Origin of the sequence: Streptomyces sp. R11 (assembly GCF_041051905.1) — a bacterium.
Classification (GTDB): domain Bacteria; phylum Actinomycetota; class Actinomycetes; order Streptomycetales; family Streptomycetaceae; genus Streptomyces.
The window spans coordinates 7297530-7314264 of sequence record NZ_CP163432.1; the positions used below are offsets into that span (position 1 = coordinate 7297530).

Here is a 16735-nt window from a genome sequence, read left to right on the forward strand (position 1 = left end):
GAGACCGAGAGATGTTGGACATCGCCGAGGAGTTGCACCGGTGGGTCGAGCAGGGACGCGACTTCGCCGTGGCCACCGTGGTGGCGGTCGGCGGCAGCGCGCCCCGCCAGCCCGGCGCCGCGCTCGCGGTGGACGCCGACGGCACGGCGATCGGCTCGGTCTCCGGCGGTTGTGTGGAGGGCGCGGTCTACGAGCTGTGCCAACAGGCGCTCGAGGACGGCGAGACCGTCCTGGAGCGCTTCGGCTACAGCGACGAGGACGCCTTCGCGGTCGGCCTGACCTGCGGAGGCATCATCGACATCCTGGTCACGCCGGTACGCGCCGGGGACCCGGCCCGCCCCGTGCTCGCGTCCGCGCTGCGGGCGGCCGCGAGCGGGGAGGCGGCGGCGGTGGCACGGATCGTGTCGGGGCCGGACGAGCTCAGGGGCCGCGCGCTTCTCGTCGGCCCCGACGGCTCGTACGAGGGCGGCTTCGGCGCCCACCGCGAACTGGACCGTACGGTCGCGGCGGAGGCGGGCGCGTTCCTCGACGCGGGCCGCACCGGCACCCTGGAGATCGGCGAACAGGGCTCGCGCTGCGGCGCCCCGCTCACGGTGCTGGTCGAGTCCTCCGTCCCGGCGCCCCGGATGATCGTCTTCGGTGCCATCGACTTCGCGTCGGCGCTCGTGCGCATCGGCAAGTTCCTGAACTACCAAGTGACCGTGTGCGACGCCCGCCCGGTCTTCGCGACGAAGGCCCGCTTCCCGGAGGCCGACGAGATCGTCGTCGAGTGGCCGCACAAGTACCTGGAGCGGACGCCCGTCGACGCCCGAACGGTCCTGTGCGTCCTCACCCACGACGCCAAGTTCGACGTACCCCTGCTCCAGCTCGCGCTGCGCCTGCCGGTGGCCTACGTCGGCGCGATGGGCTCCCGCCGGACCCACCTGGACCGCAACGAGCGGCTCCGGGAGGTCGGCGTGACCGAACTGGAGCTGGCGCGGCTGAGGTCCCCCATCGGACTGGACCTCGGCGCCCGGACGCCGGAGGAGACGGCCCTGTCGATCGCGTCGGAGATCGTCGCCAACCGGCGGGGCGGCAGCGGCGTTTCCCTCACCGGCGCCCACACCCCGATCCACCACGACGCGACGTCGTCGCCGGCGGGGCGGATCGGTTCGGTGGCCTGAGGGCCACCACGTCACTCGGCCATCCGCGGACCGCGTGGCCTATCGAGCCGGGCGCCTGCCGCTTCGCCGCATCTTCATCCCGACATAGAGGACGTCGATGACGGCCACGAGCACTCCGATGACCAGCAGGTAGAGCAAACCCTCGGCGAGCACTCCGATGAAGCCGAGCACCACCGCCACAAGGAGCAGGAACAGGAACAGCGCCACGGCCGCCTCCCGGATCGTCGTTGTTCGTCAGCGGCGCGCCAGCCGGCGCTCGCCCTCCGCACCGGGCCTGTACGCCAGGTCGTAGTGCGCAAAGACCGCTCCTTCGTCGCCGGCCGGCAGGACCCCGTCGATGTCGATGCTCGGCGCACCCTTGACCTGGTGCTTTGCGTAGGCGACCTTCAGGTATCCAGGGCCGACCGTCGCTCCGGCGAGGGGAACGAAGACCAGGCGGTGCCGAGTCGGCATGCCGACCGTGACGGTGGCGAAGGACGGCGCGTCGGTGGCGGTGTCCACATAGATCGACTCCAGTTTGCCGATCTTGCGTGCGCTGTCGTCGACCACATCGTGGCCGCGCCACTCCCGGATGTCACCGGCCTCGAACATCGCGATCCTCCGCTCGTCGTCCCTTGCTGCCGCGTACCCCTTTTCGTCTTCTCTGCACGATGCGCGCGATGCGTCCGGCAGGGCAGCGGCCAAGTCCGCAGTGCGTGAGGCGGTCGGCCGGGGGCATACGCGAGAAACGGCACCATCGGTCGATTCCCCATCCCCAAGGAGGCACACCGTGCTGGGCATCATCGCGGCGGTCCTGTTCTTCATCGCCTTTCTCATCAACGCGGCGGACATATCCACCAACGACGTCTTCACGTCCACCAACGTCATGCTGATCGGGCTCACCTGTCTCGCCCTGCATGTCGCGGGGATCGGCAGCGGCTGGGCGGCGCGGGGCCGCCGCCGCTGAGCTGAACCTCGTCTGTCAGCAGAACCTCACTGACCCATACTCCTGCAACACCGGATGGACGAGGCCACGGGGTCCGCCTCGGCAGACGCCAACTCAGCGGAGGTGCGGTCACCTCAGGACCTCGTCGTGGCGCATCGTCTGGTGCTGCGCGAAAGCACGGAGGGGTTCGGTGGGGTGCGGCCTTCGGGCTCTCGGCAGAAGTCATCCTGACTGCCGGGGGGCGATGTCCGACGAGGGTGACAGGTAGCCAGTTCGAAGGCGGACCGGAACTCGACGGCATGCTCATCGCGACCGTCGACGCCACGGCCCGCGGCTGAACACGCCCTACCCCCGCCACACCCGTCCGGGCACAATGAGCGCTGCTTCGTCTCCGCCCGGCGTCGCAGGCGAAATCGCGACGGCGCTCGGGCTCGCCTTCGAATCCCGCACGACACCAGCACCACGGCATGCAAGCCGGCACGCCCGGTCACCGGTCGGGCGTGCCCGAAACCGACCGACCGTCCTCGGGGAGATTCGGGATGACAGCACGCCGTACAACCAGCAGACGCTCACAACTGATCGCCTACGTGCTGAGCTTGCTCGGCGTGGCCGCCCTCACGGTGTCCGGCACCAGCGCGACGGCAGCACCCGCTTCCCGGCCGCCCGCACCGTCCTCGGTGTCCGGCCCGGCCTCGGCCGTCACGTCACTGGGGATCGACGGGACGGCGTGGGCCGTCGACGAGCGGAGCGGAACGTTGCGAGTTCTCGCCGACTCCACGGTCACGGACGCAGAGCTCGCCCGACTCCGCCACGCCGCCGACCGGTTCGCCGGTGCTGTCACCCTCGAACGGCTCGCCGGCCGGCTGCGCACGTTCCTGTCCGGCGGTGACGGCATCCACGCCGCCGGCCGGCGCTGCACGGCGGGCGTCAATGTGCAGAGCGGCTCCACGTACTACTTCATCACCGCCGGACACTGCACCGCGGACCTGCCCACCTGGTACACCAACGCTGCTCTGGACACGGCCGTCGGCCCCACCACCGGCAGCAGCTTCCCCGGCAACGACTTCGGGGTCGTCCGGTACGCCAACCCGGCCGTGCCGCACCCCGGCACCATCGGAACAGTCGACGTGACCGGGACCGCGTCCGCCCACGTCGGCCAGCGGGTCTGCACCCGGGGCGCGACGACCGGAGTCCGATGCGGCGTGGTCACCGCCCTCAACGCGTCGGTGAACTACGGCGGCGGTGACATCGTCCACGGGCTGATCCGGACCAACATCTGCGCCGAACCCGGCGACAGCGGCGGTCCGCTCTACGCCGGTGACAAGGTCATCGGCATCCTCTCCGGCGGCTCCGGAAACTGCGCCACGGGAGGGACCACCTACTACCAGCCGATCCAGGAAGTGCTGAGCGCTTACGGCCTGTCCGTCTACTGACGCAACACGGCACGCGCCCGCACCGACGCGGATCGTGCGGCCGGACCTAGGCCAAGTCGGCCTGATGCGAACGACGCACCCCCGGCTGGTCCGGCCACGCGAACGCGTAATCCGGCTCGCCTCCTCGCACGAGCCGTACGAAGCGCAGCAGTTCGCGCACGATGCCCGCGTTGCCCATCGCCCATCCCGCATGCGGTTCGAGCTCGCTCGGGGTGGCCCGGTGCTCGACGTTGGACCAGCGTGCGCCGTCGGCGTCGCGGGTGGCCTGGGCGGCGAGGTCGGCGACCAGGAGCCGGGCGAACCCCGGGGAGTCGTCCTGCTCGGCGACGCGGTCGACGGCGAGGGCGAGGACGCCGGCCGTGCCGCAGCAGCGGCCGTTGTTGTCCCAGAAGCCGGGGCGCAGCCGGTTCGGCAGGCCGGAATGTGTGACGGTGTGCCAGCAGCGGTTGGCGAGGGCCGGCCAGGCAGGGTCGGGGGACAGGTCCCGGAGCAGGCGGAAGACCTGGGCGTCGCCGGTGGGGCCGTGGCACCAGCCGTAGTTGTAGCGCTCGACCACGTCGGGGCGGTGATGCGGGTCGGAGTGGGGGACGAGAAAGCCTTCGGGGCCGCCCTCGTCGCGCGAGACGACGTCCGCGGCACCGGCCAGCGCGAGCTCGACCAGGTCCTTGCGGCCGGTCGCGTTGCCGACCGCGGCCAGGCCGTACACGATGCCGAGGGTGCCGTGCGAGATGTGGTGCATACGGCCGGGTGCGCCGGGCCGGTGCTGCCAGTTGACCCCGGCGGGAGTCTGCTCGGCCGTCCGGGCGTACGGCTCCACCGCCCGGACGGCGAGATCCTCCTGCCCTGCCAGGAGCGCGCCCAGGCCGATCCCGGCGTTGCCGCCCATCAGCTCGAACAGCTCGCCCCAGCGGGCCCCGTCGAAGCGGGAGCGCACCAGCTCCAGGGCTCGGTCCGCGGCGGTGCCGGAGGCCGAGTCGCCCAGGTCGTCGTGGACGGCACGCAGCGCGAGGGCCATGCCGGTGCGGCCGAAGTACAGGGAGTCGTCCTCCCAGCTCTCGACGGAGTCCGCCAGCCCGCGGGCCGCGCGCACGGCGGTGTCCGCGTAGGAGTCGTCGCCGAAGTGCCGCCACGCTTCCAGGAGAACCGGGACGACTCCGGCCGTGCCGCTGTAGAGCATGGGGTTGAGCTCGTCGTCGGACGGCCTGGTCGGCCACATGAGGCCGCCGTCCCCGCCGTCGCGCCCGGCAGACAGCAGCCACCGCAGGCCGTCCACTGCAAGGGCCTCGACCTCTTCGAGGGTCGGCGCCTTCGCCCCGTTCAAAGCCATGTCCCTTGCCCCGCTCACTTCCGTGGTTGCCTGATCAGTCGCCCGAGAATCCGAAGATCCCCACATGGGTCTTCTCATCGCCGGTGTACAGGGCCACGAACACACCGGTCCACCGCATCCGGCACTCGTCGAGGAGCGTCTCCACCGGGTCGTGGTGTGGGAAGGGGCGGTGCGCTGCGTGTGACTCGTCGAGGACTTCCTGGAAGCGTTCGGGGGTCGGCCGGTCGCTGCCGAAGTGGTGCACGATCCTGTCGGCCGGCAGGGGGCGCAGTGTGAAGTAGTCCTCGACGACGTGCTCCGACGGCATGGCCGTCGTGTGCACGACCCGCCGGATGTCGAGGATCGAATGGGTTCCCTCAGCGCCCATGAACTCCCCGTCCGCCCACAGTTCCTCGATCGACCCGTACTCGTCGTCGTTGCCGTAGAGCTCCGCGAATTCCTGCTCGTGCAGTACCGCCAAGGACTCCTCGACACTGCCCTTGTACTCGGTGACGTACTCCCAGCCGCTGGCACCCATGACATCGCCATCCCCATGCGAGATCCGTGAAATCGCCGCAACCCTACGAGAGGGCACTGACATCGACCGGCGTCAGGCTGTGCGCAGGAGCCGATTCACCGCACGCCCGAACACATACCGCGCCGTGCGCCCCAGCACACCGTCGGCCACCCCCGGCAGGAACCGCACCCGCACCTCCTCCCGCCACACCACCCGCGCCCGCCCTCCCGGCCCGGGCCGCACCTCGATCTCGGCCCACCCCGTGATCACCCTGCCCCGCTTCTCCAGTCGGCAGAGGCCCGGCGAGTCGTCCCCCGGGGGCTGCCACACGGTGACCTCCATCGGGTCGTCGAAGGACAACGGGCCGACTCCGGAGCGGGCGATGACGAGTGTGCCCTCACGGGTCGGTTCGGGCGGGGTGACCCGGATGCGGGTCAGTGGGACGGCCGCGGCATGGCGGGGCCACTCCGTCAGGCGGCGCCACGCCTCGTCGAGGGGGAGTGGAACCGTGCGTTCGAGGAGAAAGTTCGCCACGGAACGATCTTAGGGAATCGGAGCTGGTCATCGGCGCAGTCGTATACGCGTCGTGCAGTCGGTCCAGCCGGACGTCGGCGGGCGGACGTACGCGAGGTGAACTCGGCTTCGGCCGCGCCGCCCGCGCCCTACGCTGCCACCCAAGGGCGGGCAATCCGTCCGCCTCCCGGGGGAGTTGGTCGTCATGCCACTGAAGACCTACGGCGTACTGATCGGACGAGCGGTCGACACCCGGCGCGAGGGCGCCGACGACACGCCGCACTACCAGATCCACCTCACCGACGATCACGGCACGCAGTACCGCGCCGCCGTCAACGTCCTGTCCCAGCAGCAGCCCTCCGAGCTGCTCTACCTCGTCACCGAGGACTTCCGGCACCCCATCACGGCCCGTCTGGAGGGGCGGGAGAGCGGCTGGAACACCCTGCCGCCCGGGCCCGGCGGTCCGAACCTCGACTTCGTGCGCGGCAACCTCTTCGACCCGTCCCTGATGCGGAGGCTGCCCCCGGACCTCGAAGGCCCCGACAACGACCTCGCCGACCTCCTCGACCACTCCGTCCGCCGCGCGATCGCCGACCAGGAGGCCCGGGTGCATCTGTTCGGCGAGCGCTGGGGGCCCGAGGCCGAGGTCAGGGACAAGGTCTTCGGGTTCCTGCCCGGCAACGGCGTCCACGACATCCATATGAACCAGGGCAACAGCCGCCGCTTCCGCGGCGACGACGGGGTCTGGCAGGACGGCGGGCTGCTCATCCACTTCCCGGCGCAGTCGCGTTGGGTCGGGATCTTCCTCGCCTTCCAGAGCCAGTCCTGGAAGACGGACGACGTGACCGGCCACGCCCTCGAGGACGTCGACGGTTCGCGCCCCGTGCCCGGCACCCGGCCGGTCCGTATCGTCGCCGCCCTCGTCAACCCGCGCGGCCCCGCCCCGGAGGCCGAGACGGTGACCCTCCTCAACGCCTCGCCCGCCCCGGTCGACCTCACCGGCTGGCACCTCCAGGACCGGCTGGGCAGGCTGTCCGCCGTGCCGCCGGGACCGCTCGCGGCCGGCGCCTGCCTCACCGTCCGCCTGAGCGGTGGCGCCCAACTCGGCAACCACGGCGGCGAGATCAGCCTCCTCGACGCCAAGAGGCTGAAGGCGGACGGGGTTTCGTACACCGCCGAGCAGGCAGGGCAGGAGGGGTGGTCGGTCGTCTTCTCCGCACGCTGATCCACCGCTCCCCGCACCGCCTTCACCTCACCTGATGAGACGGCTCACCGGTACACCTTCCCCGGCTCGGCCTGCCCCGGCGCGAGCAACTGCGGGACGGTCACGAACACGAACCCGCGCTTCTTCAGCCCGTCGATGATCCCGGGGACCGCCGGCACTGTGCCGTCGTAGATGTCGTGCAGCAGGATGATCCCGTCCCGGTCGGTCTGATCCAGGACACGCTGCTCTATGAGCTTGGAGTCATTGGTCTTGTAGTCCTTGGCCGTCACGCTCCACAGGACCTCGGACATCCCCAACTCGCGGCAGATGTCGTGCACCGTGTCGTTCGTACGGCCCTGCGGCGGGCGCATCAGGGTGGGGCGCCGCCCGGTGAGGCGCTCTATCTCCTTGTTGGGGCGCTCTATCTCCTCGCGTATCTCGTCGGCATCCAGTTCCGTGAGCCTCTTGTGGTCCCAGGTGTGGTTGGCCACCTCATGGCCCTCGTCGGCCATCCGCTTGACCAGCTCCGGGTACTTCTCGATGTGCCGCTTGCCGAGCAGGAAGAAGGTCGCCGGGACCTTCTCCTCCTTCAGGATGTCGAGCAGTCGCGCGGAGTGTTCGCTCGGCCCGGCGTCGAAGGTCAGCGCGACGCACTTGGCCTCGCGGCAGTCGACGCTGCCGATGCGGGCCCGGGCGGTGGAGGAGGCCTGGGCCCGGGCGTCGCTGGGTGACGTGGTGTCCAGGCGCACGAACTGCGTGAACGCCACCAAGGAAGCGGCCGCCACCAGAACGGCGGCGGCACACAACCAAGCCCACGGTTTTTTCATCTTCTTGATCGGAATGATCGGAAAAGGCATGCCGTGACTATACATGGCGAGTATACACGCAATGTATAGTGGTCGTTCATAGCCTCTGAACTGCGCGTTCCAGCGGTTTTACTGGGCGTAGAACGTGGCGTCCGCCCGATCCGTCGCCGTGCTCGGCGCCTGGACCACCAGCAGGTGGTCGTAGTGCCGCACGTATCGTCCGGCGTAGTTGTACGACTCGTACGAGACTCCCGCCGCGTCGGACAGTCCGGCCCGCTTGTGGAAGCTGGCGTCGGACGCGAACTGCGTCGTGCCGTCGTTCCTCTCCAGCCACACCTCGAAGTTCTTGTGCCGCAGGTAGTACCCGGGGAAGTTGGCCGACTCCAGCGACACCGTGCCGCTGCCGGTCAGGCCGGTGACCACGCGGAACTGTGAGTCCGCGAGCGGGGAGACGCCGGCCTCGATGCGGGCGCGGTACTCCCAGTGCCGCACGAACCGGTCCGCGAAGTTGTACGACGAGAAGCGCTGCGGCGTCACACCGTCGGCCACCGGGATGCCGAAGTCCGGGGTGCCGTCGGCCTTCCAGTACAGCTTCTGGACGCGGGTGCGGCGGTTGGGGTCGTTGAGCGGGTCGCCGGTGATGTCCTTGTAGCTGCGGTCGTGGTAGACGAGGATGTCGCTCCTGCCGTCCTCGGAGACGGTGAAGGAGTTGTGGCCCGGCCCGTACTGGCTGGTGGCGGCGTTGCTGGTGAATACCGGCGTGGAACTCTTGCTCCAGCTCGCCGCGTTGAGCAGGTCGGCGCTCGCGGAGGCGGACAGCAGCCCCAGGCAGTAGTTGCTGTCGGTGGCGCTCGCCGAGTACGACATGAAGACCTTGCCGCCGTGCTGGATCACCGCCGGGCCCTCGTTGACCTTGTAGCCGACGGTCTCCCACGAGTAGGTGGGCCGCGACAGCATCACCGGAGTGCCGCTGATGGTCCACGGGTTGGCCAGCCTCGCCAGGTAGATGTCCGTGTTGTTGTTCACGGACGGGTCGCGCTGCGCCCAGGCCAGATAGCGCACGCCGCCCGCGACGAAGGTCGTGGCGTCCAGGGAGAAGCTCTCCCACTGGGTCCTGATCTGCCCCTTCTCCGTCCAGGTGGCGGTCAGCGGGTTGGCGCCGGTGCCCTCCAGGACGTACATCCGGATCGCCCACACGTCGTTGGTGGCGCCGGCGGCGAAGTAGACGTACCACTTGCCGTCGATGAAGTGGATCTCCGGCGCCCAGATGTGCGCGCCCATCACACCACTGGCGTGCTTGGTCCAGATGGTGACTTCCGGGGCCGTCGACAGGCCCTGGATGGTCGTCGCCCGGCGCAGCACGATGCGGTCGTACTCGGGGACGGTCGCGGTGAAGTAGTAGTAGCCGTCGGTGTGCCTGAAGATGTGCGGGTCGGCCCGCTTCTCCGCGATCGGGTTGGTGTAGGTCACGGCGGGTGAGTCGGGTACGGCCGCCCGGGCGGCCGGAGCGGGTCCGGCGAGGCAGGCCGCCAGGGCGACGAGGACGGCCATGAGCAGCCGTATGGCTATGCGTTTCAAGGGAGTTCTCCAGAAGTGCGGGTGATCAGGTGCTGGGGACGAGGCGCCACTGCTGGCAGTTGTTGTTGAGCCAGGTCCACTGCCGTACGTCCGCACCGTTCGCGGCGGAGCAGTCGGCCACGTCGGCGACCTTGCCGGTGGACTCGTTGACGATCCGGACGTAGTCGCCGCTCGCCGTGAACACGAGCCGGTGGCGCTGGCACTTGTTGTTCAGCCAGGACCACTGCCGGATGTCGGCGCCGTCGGAGGCGGAGCAGTCGGCGACGTCCATCACCTTGCCGGTGGCGACGCTGACCAGCCTGTTGGTGTCGTCGCCGAGGTCCTCGACCTTCCACTTCTGGTTGGCCCCGCCGGTGCACGTCCACTGGAAGATGTCGGTGCCGTCGGCGGTGTTGCCGCCGTTCACGTCCAGGCACTTGCCGCTGTTGCGGTTGACGAGGGTGTACGACGTCGGCGTCGCGGCCGTCTCGCCGGACGGGCCGGGCAGCGTGGTGCCGGGGGCGACGGGGGTGCCGAAGTTCGGGGTGCCGTCGGCGTTCCAGGTGAACTCCTGGGCGCGGGTGGTGCGTCCGTTGCCGCAGCCGCCGCCGGACGAGGAGTTGGCGTGGTAGACGATCCAGTTCTCGGTGCCGTCGGGCGAGGTGAAGAAGCCGTTGTGGCCGGGGCCGTAGGCGCCGTTGGCGTCATTGCGCTGGAAGACCGGCGACTGCTTCTTGGTCCAGGAGGCCGGGTTCAGCGGATCCGAGCCGGTCAGCTCCAGTTGGCCCAGCTTGTAGTCGGCGGTGTTGCAGTAGCTGGCCGAGTACGTGAGGAAGGTGCGGCCGTTGTGGTAGAGCGGTTCCGGGGCCTCGTTGACGGGTGCGCCGGACCGCTCCCAGTCCAGGGTCGGGCTGGAGATGATCGTGAAGGTGTTACTGGCCAGGGTGTACGGGTTGCTCAGCGGCGCGATGACCAGGCTCTGCGTACTGCCGTTGATGAAGCCGCTGCCGACCAGGTACAGCTTGTTGCCGGCCTGCAGCACACTCGCGTCGATCAGCCAGCCGCCCGGCGTGAGGTTGGAGCCGGTGAGCGAGCCCTTGTAGGTGTACGGGCCCATCGGGTCCGCGCCGGCGCTCTCCAGGACATGCGTGCGCTGCGAGTCGCAGCACGCCACGCCGCCCTGACCGGCCGAGTAGTACACGTACCAGCGGCCGTTGAAGAGATGCATCTCCGGCGCCCAGATGTTGGTGTTGCGGGTCGAGGTGGTGTCCGACCACACCTGCACGTTCGGCGCGGTGGCCAGGCCCGCCAGGGTCGGCGACTTGCGGATGCCGAGGATGCCGGTGAACGTCGTGGTGATCAGGTAGTAGTTGCCGTCGTGGTACTGCAGCCAGGGGTCGGCGCCCTTGAACGACTTCAGCGGGTTCGTGTACGGGCGGCCTTCCGCCGCGGATGCCGGTTGCGTGGTGGCCACCAGGGCCAGCAGCGCGGCGAGCACGCCCAGGATGAGTGATCTGCGGCGTTTCCTGACAGGCGTGCGTGACATTCGAGGCATACGAGACCGTCCCTGTCCGTAATTTCGAACGAAGTTCGTCATTCCGATCGTGATTGGGTCAGAAGATAGAAGTGGGCCATGTCCCCGTCAACGGTTTCGTCATCCACGCCGCACAAACCCGCGTGCGGACGCATGCCCGGCGCGGCCGGCCGACGATGCGCTTGCCCGTTCAGGTGATGAACCGGCCGATGCGCTCCCGGTCGGCCAATTGCCCCCGTATCCAGTGCACATGAACAATCACCGCGCGCCTGTCGGCTCAACTTCCTTCTCCCGACGGCAGTTCACGGCCGCAACGACCACGACGGCCGCCCTGGCCGCGTTAACCCCGACCGCGGCCGCCGCCGCGCCCGCCCTTCCCCAACAGGCCCCCGGGCGACCTCGATCCACCGCCGACTGGGACACCTGCCTGGCCGTCGCACGCGCCCTGCTGGTCGTCGACGAACACGACAAGCCACTCGTCCCGGGGTACCGGAAGATCCTCGACTCCGGGCTGCCGCGCGCGAAGACGAAGACGGCCAAGAGAATCCTGGTCATCGGTGCCGGACCGGCCGGTCTCGTCGCCGCCTGGCTGCTCAAGCGGGCCGGACACCAGGTCACGCTCGTCGAGGCCAACGGCAACCGCGTCGGCGGCCGGATCAAGACCTTCCGCACCGGCGGCCACGAGCAGGCGGCCCAGGCGTTCGCCGACCCGGCCCAGTACGCGGAGGCCGGCGCCATGCGCATCCCCGGCAGCCATCCGCTGGTGATGACCCTGATCGACCAACTCGGCGTCAAGCGCCGCCGGTTCCACCTCGTCGACGTCGACGGCGAGGGCAAGCCCGTCAACAACGCCTGGCTGCACGTCAACGGCGTCCGCGTGCGCCGCTCCGCGTACGCGAAGTCACCCCGCAGGATCAACCGCTCCTTCGGCGTCCCGCGCGAGTACTGGGACACGCCGTCCGGCACCATCCTGCGCCGCGCCCTGGATCCCGTACGCGACGAGTTCAGCACTGTCGGCCCGGACGGCAAGCGCGTCGACAAGCCGATGCCGGAGCGGGTCAAGGGCTGGGCGCGGGTCGTGCAGAAGTACGGAGACTGGTCGATGTACCGGTTCCTGACCGAGGAGGCGGGCTTCGACGAGCGGACCATCGACCTGATCGGCACGCTGGAGAACCTCACCTCACGGCTGCCGCTGTCCTTCATCCACAGCTTCATCAGCCAGTCCCTGATCAGCCCCGACACCGAGTTCTGGGAGCTGATCGGCGGCACCGCGACGCTTCCGGACGCGCTGCTGAAGGAGGTCGCCGACGTCCTGCGCCCGGACCGGCGCGCGACCCACATCGAGTACTGGGCACCGGACCGGCCCGGCGCCGACGACACCTCCCACGTCCACGCCAAGGGACCGCACGTCTGGATCGACACCGTCTCCGAGGGACGCGACGGCAAGGTGGTGCGCGAGGAGTTCACCGGCGACCTCGCGATCGTCACCGTGCCGTTCTCGGGGCTCCGGCAGGTTCAGGTCAGCCCGCTGATGTCGTACAAGAAGCGGCGCGCGGTCGCCGAGCTGCACTACGACAGCGCGACCAAGGTGCTCCTCGAATTCGGCCTGCGCTGGTGGGAGTTCACCGAGGCCGACTGGAAGCGGGAGCTCGACGCCGTACGGCCCGGGCTCCACGACGACTACCGCAAGGGCAAGGCCCCGGCCGACGGCAGCCTCCTGGGCGTCCACCCGTCCGTCCCGGAAGGCCACATCAGCGACGCCCAGCGAGCCCACTACGCCGCGAACCGCTGGGCCACCCGCGACCAGCCCGAGGCCGCGCACATCATCGGCGGTGGTTCGGTCTCCGACAACTCCAACCGCTTCATGATCAACCCGTCCCACCCGATCGGGGGCAGCAAGGGCGGCGTCGTCCTCGCCTCCTACAGCTGGGCCGACGACGCCTCCCGCTGGGACTCCCTCGACGAGGACGCCCGCTACCCGCACGCGCTGCGGGGCCTGCAACAGGTCTACGGCCAGCGCGTCGAGGTCTTCTACACCGGCGCCGGGCGCACCCAGAGCTGGCTGCGCGACCCGTACGCGTACGGCGAGGCGTCCGTGCTGCTGCCCGGCCAGCACACGGAGCTGCTGGGAGCCATCCGCACCGCCGAGGGGCCGCTCCACTTCGCCGGGGACCACACCTCGGTGAAGCCGTCGTGGATCGAGGGCGCCCTCGAATCCGGGGTGCGGGCCGCGTTGGAGGCACACGGGGACTGAGGCCCCGCCGGACCGCGCGGACCCCTCGGGGTCACGCGGCATCCGCCTGGGCCCTGGCCCGTACCGCGCCGGCCGGATCCCAGCCCCGGCGCGGTACGGAGGCCAGCAGGAGGCGGGTGTACGGGTCCTCGGGCGCACCGAGGACCCGGTCCGTCGGGCCCTGCTCGACCACCCTGCCGCGCCGCATCACCACCGTCTCGTCGGTGATGTGCCGGACCACGGCCAGGTCATGGCTGGCGAACACCAGGGCCACCCCCGTGTCCCGCCGGATCTCGCCGAGCAGTTGGAGGTTCTGCACCTGGATCGACAGTCCACCGCGACCGTGCCGGCGTCCGGCCGCACCAGGCCGACCGCGTCCTCGCCGGTCTTGCGCATGGCGGAGACGTTCGCGAACTCGTCCGACTGCTCCATCTCCAGTGCCGCGTGCCGCTTCAGGCTGAACAGCACGTCGTCCGCCGTCATCTTCGAGCCGTGTGGGAGCGGCCGGCGCTGCCGCCCTGGGTGTCGAGGTCCAGGGAGTCCGGCTCGTCCTCCAGCAGCCAGTTCACGGCGGCGACGGGCTCGGCGGCCTGCGGGGTGGTGGGCGTGAGTCTGAGGTCGGCGGCGTCGGCGGACTTGCCGCCGCTCGCGGAGGTGCCGGTGGTGGCACCGCTGCATGCGGCGAGCAGGGCCATCGCCCCTGGGCGAGACCCGAGCGGTCGAGCAATCCCACCGGCTGACGGCACTGCGGGAGCAGTTGCTGGCGCAGAAGGAGCCGCGCCCGCGCAAGACCTGAGACGGCTGCGCGGTATCCGGCGTTACGGCCGTACAGCCGTAACGGTCCTCACGACTCGGCCGGAGCGGCCCCCGGATCCGTCAGGGGCTGTTCCGTCCAGATCACCTTGCCCGCCGCCGAGTACCGGGTGCCCCAGCGCTCGGCGAACTGCGCCACCAGGAACAGTCCCCGGCCGCCCTCGTCCGTCGCGGCCGCGCTGCGCAGGTGGGGGGCGGTGTTGCTGCCGTCGGAGACCTCGCAGATCAGGGCGCGGTCGCGGATCAGGCGGACGCGGATGGGGCCGGTGGCATGGCGCAGGGAGTTGGTGACCAGCTCGCTGAGGATCAGCTCGGTCGTGAACGCCTCCTCCGACAGACCCCAGTCGTCCAGCGTCCGGGTGGCCGCCGCCCGGACCCGGGCCACGGCGGAGCGGTCGTCCGGGACGTCCCAGGTCGCCGTGTGATCGGGGCTGAGAAGCCGCGTCCGGGCGACGACGAGGGCGATGTCGTCGCGCGGCCGCTCCGGCAGCAGCATCTCCAGTACGGCCTTGCACGTCTCCTCCGGCGTCCGGCCGTCCGTCGGCGGCGTCGCCGCGAGCGCCCCGCGCAGTCGCTCCAGGCCCTCGTCGATGTCCTGCCCCTGGCGCTCGACCAGCCCGTCCGTGTACAGGACAAGCCCGCTGCCCTCGGGCAGCCGCAGCTCGGTCGCCTCGAAGGGCAGGCTGCCGCCCAGACCCAGCGGCGGCCCGCCGGCGACGGCCGGGAACTCGACGTCGCCGCCGGGGTGCACGAGCGCGGGTTCGAGGTGGCCGGCGCGGGCGAGGGTGCACAGCCCGGTGGACGGGTCGTACACGGCGTACAGGCAGGTCGCACCGGTGACCGGTGCGCCTTCGTTGTCGCCGTCTTCCTCGTCCTGGTCGATCCGGGCGACCAACTCGTCCAGATGGCCGAGGAGTTCGTCTGGTGGCAGGTCCAGGGTGGAGAAGTTGTGGACCGCCGTACGCAGCCGCCCCATTGTCGCCGCCGCGTGCAGTCCGTGTCCCACGACGTCCCCCACGACCAGCGCCACCCTCGCCCCCGGCAGCGGGATCACGTCGAACCAGTCCCCGCCGACCCCGCCCTGCGCCGCGTGCGCAGGCAGATAGCGGTAGGCGACGTCCAGGGCGCTCTGGTCGGGCAGCGCCCGGGGCAGCAGGCTGCGCTGGAGCGTGACCGACAAGGTGTGCTCGCGGGTGTAGCGGCGGGCGTTGTCGATGCTGACGGCTGCGCGCGCCACCAGCTCCTCCGCGAGGGACACGTCCTCCCGCTCGAAGGGCTCGGGCCGGTCGGCGCGCCAGAAGGTGGCCATCCCCATGATCACGCCGCGGGCGCGCAGCGGGACCGTGAGCATCGTGTGGATGCCGAACCCGACGATGCGGCGGGCGTTCTCGGGATCCTGCACCTGCCAGCCGGAGAAGGCGGGCATGTCCGCCTCCAGCACGGAATCGCCCGTACCGAATCCGAAGGCCTGCGGCGTGCCCTCGCGGAAGTGGATCAGCTTGCCGATCGGGTAGAGCGGGCTGCCGTCCCGTGCGCCCCGGAAAGCGACCCGGCGCATGTCCGCGCGGCCCTCCTTCGGCTCCTCGCCCCGCAGCACCGGATCCGCCAGGTCGACGCTGGCGAAGTCCGCGAACCGCGGCACCGCGAAGTCGGCCAGCTCCTGCGAGGTACGGGTGACATCGAGGGTGGTGCCGATCTCCAGACCCGCGTCGTACAGCAGCTTCAGCCGCTCCTGAGCCACGTCCGCCCGGCCGGTCAGCGTCCGCAGTTCGGTGGTGTCCCGCAGGGTGGCCACGCTGCCCGGCGGACCGCCGTCCTGGTCGGTCGACCGCTGGCTGACGGCCAGCAGCCGGCCCCGGGCCAGGTGCACCTCGTCGGTGGCGTCCCGCCCGGAGGTGAACAGCCCCGCGAGGTCGCGCGCGATGCCCAGGTCGGGGCAGGGCCGCCCTTCCGCGTCCGCGGGCAGGCCGAGCAACCTGCGTGCCTCGTCGTTCGCCAGCGCCAGCCGACGGTGGCCGTCCATGATCAGGACGCCCTCCCGTACGGAGTGCAGGACGGCGTCGTGGTGCTCGTACATCCGCGTCATCTCGGCGGGCCCCAGCCCGTGCGTCTGGCGCAGCAGCCGCCGGCTGACCAGCGCGGTGCCGCCGGTGGCCAGGGCGAGCGCGGCCGCCGCCGAGCCGAGCAGCACCGGCAGTTGGTTGTCGACGACCCCGCCCACGCTGGCCAGAGTCACCCCGGCGGACACCAGCCCGACGACCTTGTCGTCGCCGTCGGTCACGGGGACCACGGCCCGCACGGACGGCCCCAGGGTGCCGGTGTACGTCTCCCGCACGACCCCGCCCGCCGCGGCCGGCGCGATGGTGCCGATGAAATGCTTGCCGATCCGCTCGGGGTTGGGGTGGGTGTAGCGGATTCCGGCCGTGCTCATCACGACGATGAAGTCCACGTCGGTCGCCTCGCGCGCCGCCTCGGCACGTGGTTGGAGTGCGGCGCTCGGATCCGGATCCGCCAGGGCGTCCACGACACCCGGCGAGTTCGCGAAGGACTCGGCCACGGCGAGGGACCGGTTGCCGGCCTCCCGTCTGGTGTCGGTGCGGACCTGCAGCACCAGTGCCACCACGGCGGCGACGACGAGGAGTACGACGATCGCCGCCTGCAGCACGAAGACCTGCCGGGCGACGGTACGCAGACTCACAAGCGACCGCAGGCGGCCGATGACTGCGGCCAT

The 16735-nt window shown here is 70.5% G+C and carries 15 protein-coding genes and 1 pseudogene; 5 read left to right on the forward strand and 11 right to left on the reverse strand.

Annotation, left to right across the window (positions count from 1 at the left end; all coding sequences use genetic code 11):
* Positions 1–11: 11 nt before the first annotated feature.
* Positions 12–1163: an XdhC family protein gene (locus AB5J55_RS33610; RefSeq protein WP_369274209.1), complete on the forward strand. Its 1152-nt coding sequence runs from the start codon at positions 12–14 to the stop codon at positions 1161–1163.
* Positions 1164–1202: 39 nt separating this feature from the next.
* Here the strand turns inward: AB5J55_RS33610 and AB5J55_RS33615 are convergent, their stop codons facing one another.
* Together AB5J55_RS33615 and AB5J55_RS33620 are read right to left on the reverse strand one after the other, a co-directional pair.
* Positions 1203–1370 (reverse strand): hypothetical protein, encoded by a 168-nt coding sequence (locus tag AB5J55_RS33615; RefSeq protein WP_369274210.1) that lies wholly within the window; start codon positions 1368–1370, stop codon positions 1203–1205.
* A gap of 27 nt (positions 1371–1397) precedes the next feature.
* Positions 1398–1754 carry a PRC-barrel domain-containing protein gene (locus tag AB5J55_RS33620; protein ID WP_369274211.1) on the reverse strand — a complete coding sequence of 119 codons (357 nt, stop codon included), beginning with the start codon at positions 1752–1754 and terminating at the stop codon, positions 1398–1400.
* Between the two features lie 178 nt (positions 1755–1932).
* Between AB5J55_RS33620 and AB5J55_RS33625 the strand changes: the two genes are divergently transcribed.
* Entirely contained in the window at positions 1933–2109 is a 177-nt protein-coding gene (locus AB5J55_RS33625; RefSeq protein ID WP_328878353.1) for a hypothetical protein, read from the forward strand.
* A 518-nt stretch (positions 2110–2627) separates the two neighbouring features.
* A complete protein-coding gene (locus AB5J55_RS33630) occupies positions 2628–3521 on the forward strand; it encodes a S1 family peptidase (protein ID WP_369274212.1) in 894 nt (297 codons plus the stop codon).
* Positions 3522–3567: 46 nt separating this feature from the next.
* On the opposite strand, the gene AB5J55_RS33635 is transcribed toward AB5J55_RS33630, so the two are convergent.
* From AB5J55_RS33635 to AB5J55_RS33645, 3 genes are all read right to left on the reverse strand, one after another.
* Positions 3568–4848, reverse strand: coding sequence for a lanthionine synthetase LanC family protein (locus AB5J55_RS33635; protein WP_369274213.1), 1281 nt, complete (start codon positions 4846–4848; stop codon positions 3568–3570).
* Positions 4849–4882: 34 nt separating this feature from the next.
* Positions 4883–5365, reverse strand: a complete 483-nt coding sequence (locus tag AB5J55_RS33640) for a hypothetical protein (protein ID WP_369274214.1) — start codon at positions 5363–5365, stop codon at positions 4883–4885.
* Between the two features lie 72 nt (positions 5366–5437).
* The gene (locus tag AB5J55_RS33645) at positions 5438–5878 is read right to left on the reverse strand and encodes an SRPBCC family protein (RefSeq protein ID WP_369274215.1); all 441 of its coding nucleotides are present in this window, start codon (positions 5876–5878) and stop codon (positions 5438–5440) included.
* A 184-nt stretch (positions 5879–6062) separates the two neighbouring features.
* On the opposite strand from AB5J55_RS33645, the gene AB5J55_RS33650 reads away from it, so the two are divergent.
* Complete coding sequence (locus AB5J55_RS33650) at positions 6063–7082, forward strand: DUF2278 family protein (RefSeq protein WP_369274216.1); 1020 nt, start codon at positions 6063–6065, stop codon at positions 7080–7082.
* Positions 7083–7126: 44 nt separating this feature from the next.
* Here AB5J55_RS33650 and AB5J55_RS33655 read toward each other — a convergent pair whose 3' ends face one another.
* The 3 genes from AB5J55_RS33655 to AB5J55_RS33665 form a co-directional block, all read right to left on the reverse strand.
* The gene (locus AB5J55_RS33655) at positions 7127–7918 is read right to left on the reverse strand and encodes a polysaccharide deacetylase family protein (RefSeq protein WP_369274217.1); all 792 of its coding nucleotides are present in this window, start codon (positions 7916–7918) and stop codon (positions 7127–7129) included.
* Positions 7919–7996: 78 nt separating this feature from the next.
* Positions 7997–9418, reverse strand: coding sequence for a family 43 glycosylhydrolase (locus AB5J55_RS33660; RefSeq protein ID WP_369276367.1), 1422 nt, complete (start codon positions 9416–9418; stop codon positions 7997–7999).
* A gap of 52 nt (positions 9419–9470) precedes the next feature.
* On the reverse strand, positions 9471–10970 hold the full coding sequence (locus AB5J55_RS33665) for a family 43 glycosylhydrolase (protein WP_369274218.1): 1500 nt from the start codon (positions 10968–10970) through the stop codon (positions 9471–9473).
* A 238-nt stretch (positions 10971–11208) separates the two neighbouring features.
* Between AB5J55_RS33665 and AB5J55_RS33670 the strand changes: the two genes are divergently transcribed.
* A complete protein-coding gene (locus tag AB5J55_RS33670) occupies positions 11209–13212 on the forward strand; it encodes a flavin monoamine oxidase family protein (RefSeq protein WP_369274219.1) in 2004 nt (667 codons plus the stop codon).
* Positions 13213–13243: 31 nt separating this feature from the next.
* On the opposite strand, the pseudogene AB5J55_RS33675 reads toward AB5J55_RS33670, so the two are convergent.
* From AB5J55_RS33675 to AB5J55_RS33685, 3 genes and pseudogenes are all read right to left on the reverse strand, one after another.
* Positions 13244–13522: pseudogene (locus tag AB5J55_RS33675) on the reverse strand (ABC transporter ATP-binding protein); the annotation flags it as partial.
* A 148-nt stretch (positions 13523–13670) separates the two neighbouring features.
* Positions 13671–13886: a hypothetical protein gene (locus tag AB5J55_RS33680; protein WP_369274220.1), complete on the reverse strand. Its 216-nt coding sequence runs from the start codon at positions 13884–13886 to the stop codon at positions 13671–13673.
* A gap of 149 nt (positions 13887–14035) precedes the next feature.
* A complete protein-coding gene (locus AB5J55_RS33685) occupies positions 14036–16735 on the reverse strand; it encodes a SpoIIE family protein phosphatase (RefSeq protein ID WP_369274221.1) in 2700 nt (899 codons plus the stop codon).

Bases quoted from the DNA above. Each gene is read 5' to 3' on its own strand.
- AB5J55_RS33685 (WP_369274221.1), bottom strand. From the start codon at position 16,735: ATGGCCGCAGTCATCGGCCGCCTGCGGTCGCTTGTGAGTCTGCGTACC.
- AB5J55_RS33620 (WP_369274211.1), bottom strand. From the start codon at position 1,754: ATGTTCGAGGCCGGTGACATCCGGGAGTGGCGCGGCCACGATGTGGTC.
- AB5J55_RS33640 (WP_369274214.1), bottom strand. From the start codon at position 5,365: ATGGGTGCCAGCGGCTGGGAGTACGTCACCGAGTACAAGGGCAGTGTC.
- AB5J55_RS33670 (WP_369274219.1), top strand. From the start codon at position 11,209: ATGAACAATCACCGCGCGCCTGTCGGCTCAACTTCCTTCTCCCGACGG.
- AB5J55_RS33680 (WP_369274220.1), bottom strand. From the start codon at position 13,886: ATGGCCCTGCTCGCCGCATGCAGCGGTGCCACCACCGGCACCTCCGCG.
- AB5J55_RS33635 (WP_369274213.1), bottom strand. From the start codon at position 4,848: ATGGCTTTGAACGGGGCGAAGGCGCCGACCCTCGAAGAGGTCGAGGCC.
- AB5J55_RS33650 (WP_369274216.1), top strand. From the start codon at position 6,063: ATGCCACTGAAGACCTACGGCGTACTGATCGGACGAGCGGTCGACACC.
- AB5J55_RS33610 (WP_369274209.1), top strand. From the start codon at position 12: ATGTTGGACATCGCCGAGGAGTTGCACCGGTGGGTCGAGCAGGGACGC.
- AB5J55_RS33630 (WP_369274212.1), top strand. From the start codon at position 2,628: ATGACAGCACGCCGTACAACCAGCAGACGCTCACAACTGATCGCCTAC.
- AB5J55_RS33660 (WP_369276367.1), bottom strand. From the start codon at position 9,418: ATGGCCGTCCTCGTCGCCCTGGCGGCCTGCCTCGCCGGACCCGCTCCG.
- AB5J55_RS33665 (WP_369274218.1), bottom strand. From the start codon at position 10,970: ATGTCACGCACGCCTGTCAGGAAACGCCGCAGATCACTCATCCTGGGC.
- AB5J55_RS33655 (WP_369274217.1), bottom strand. From the start codon at position 7,918: ATGCCTTTTCCGATCATTCCGATCAAGAAGATGAAAAAACCGTGGGCT.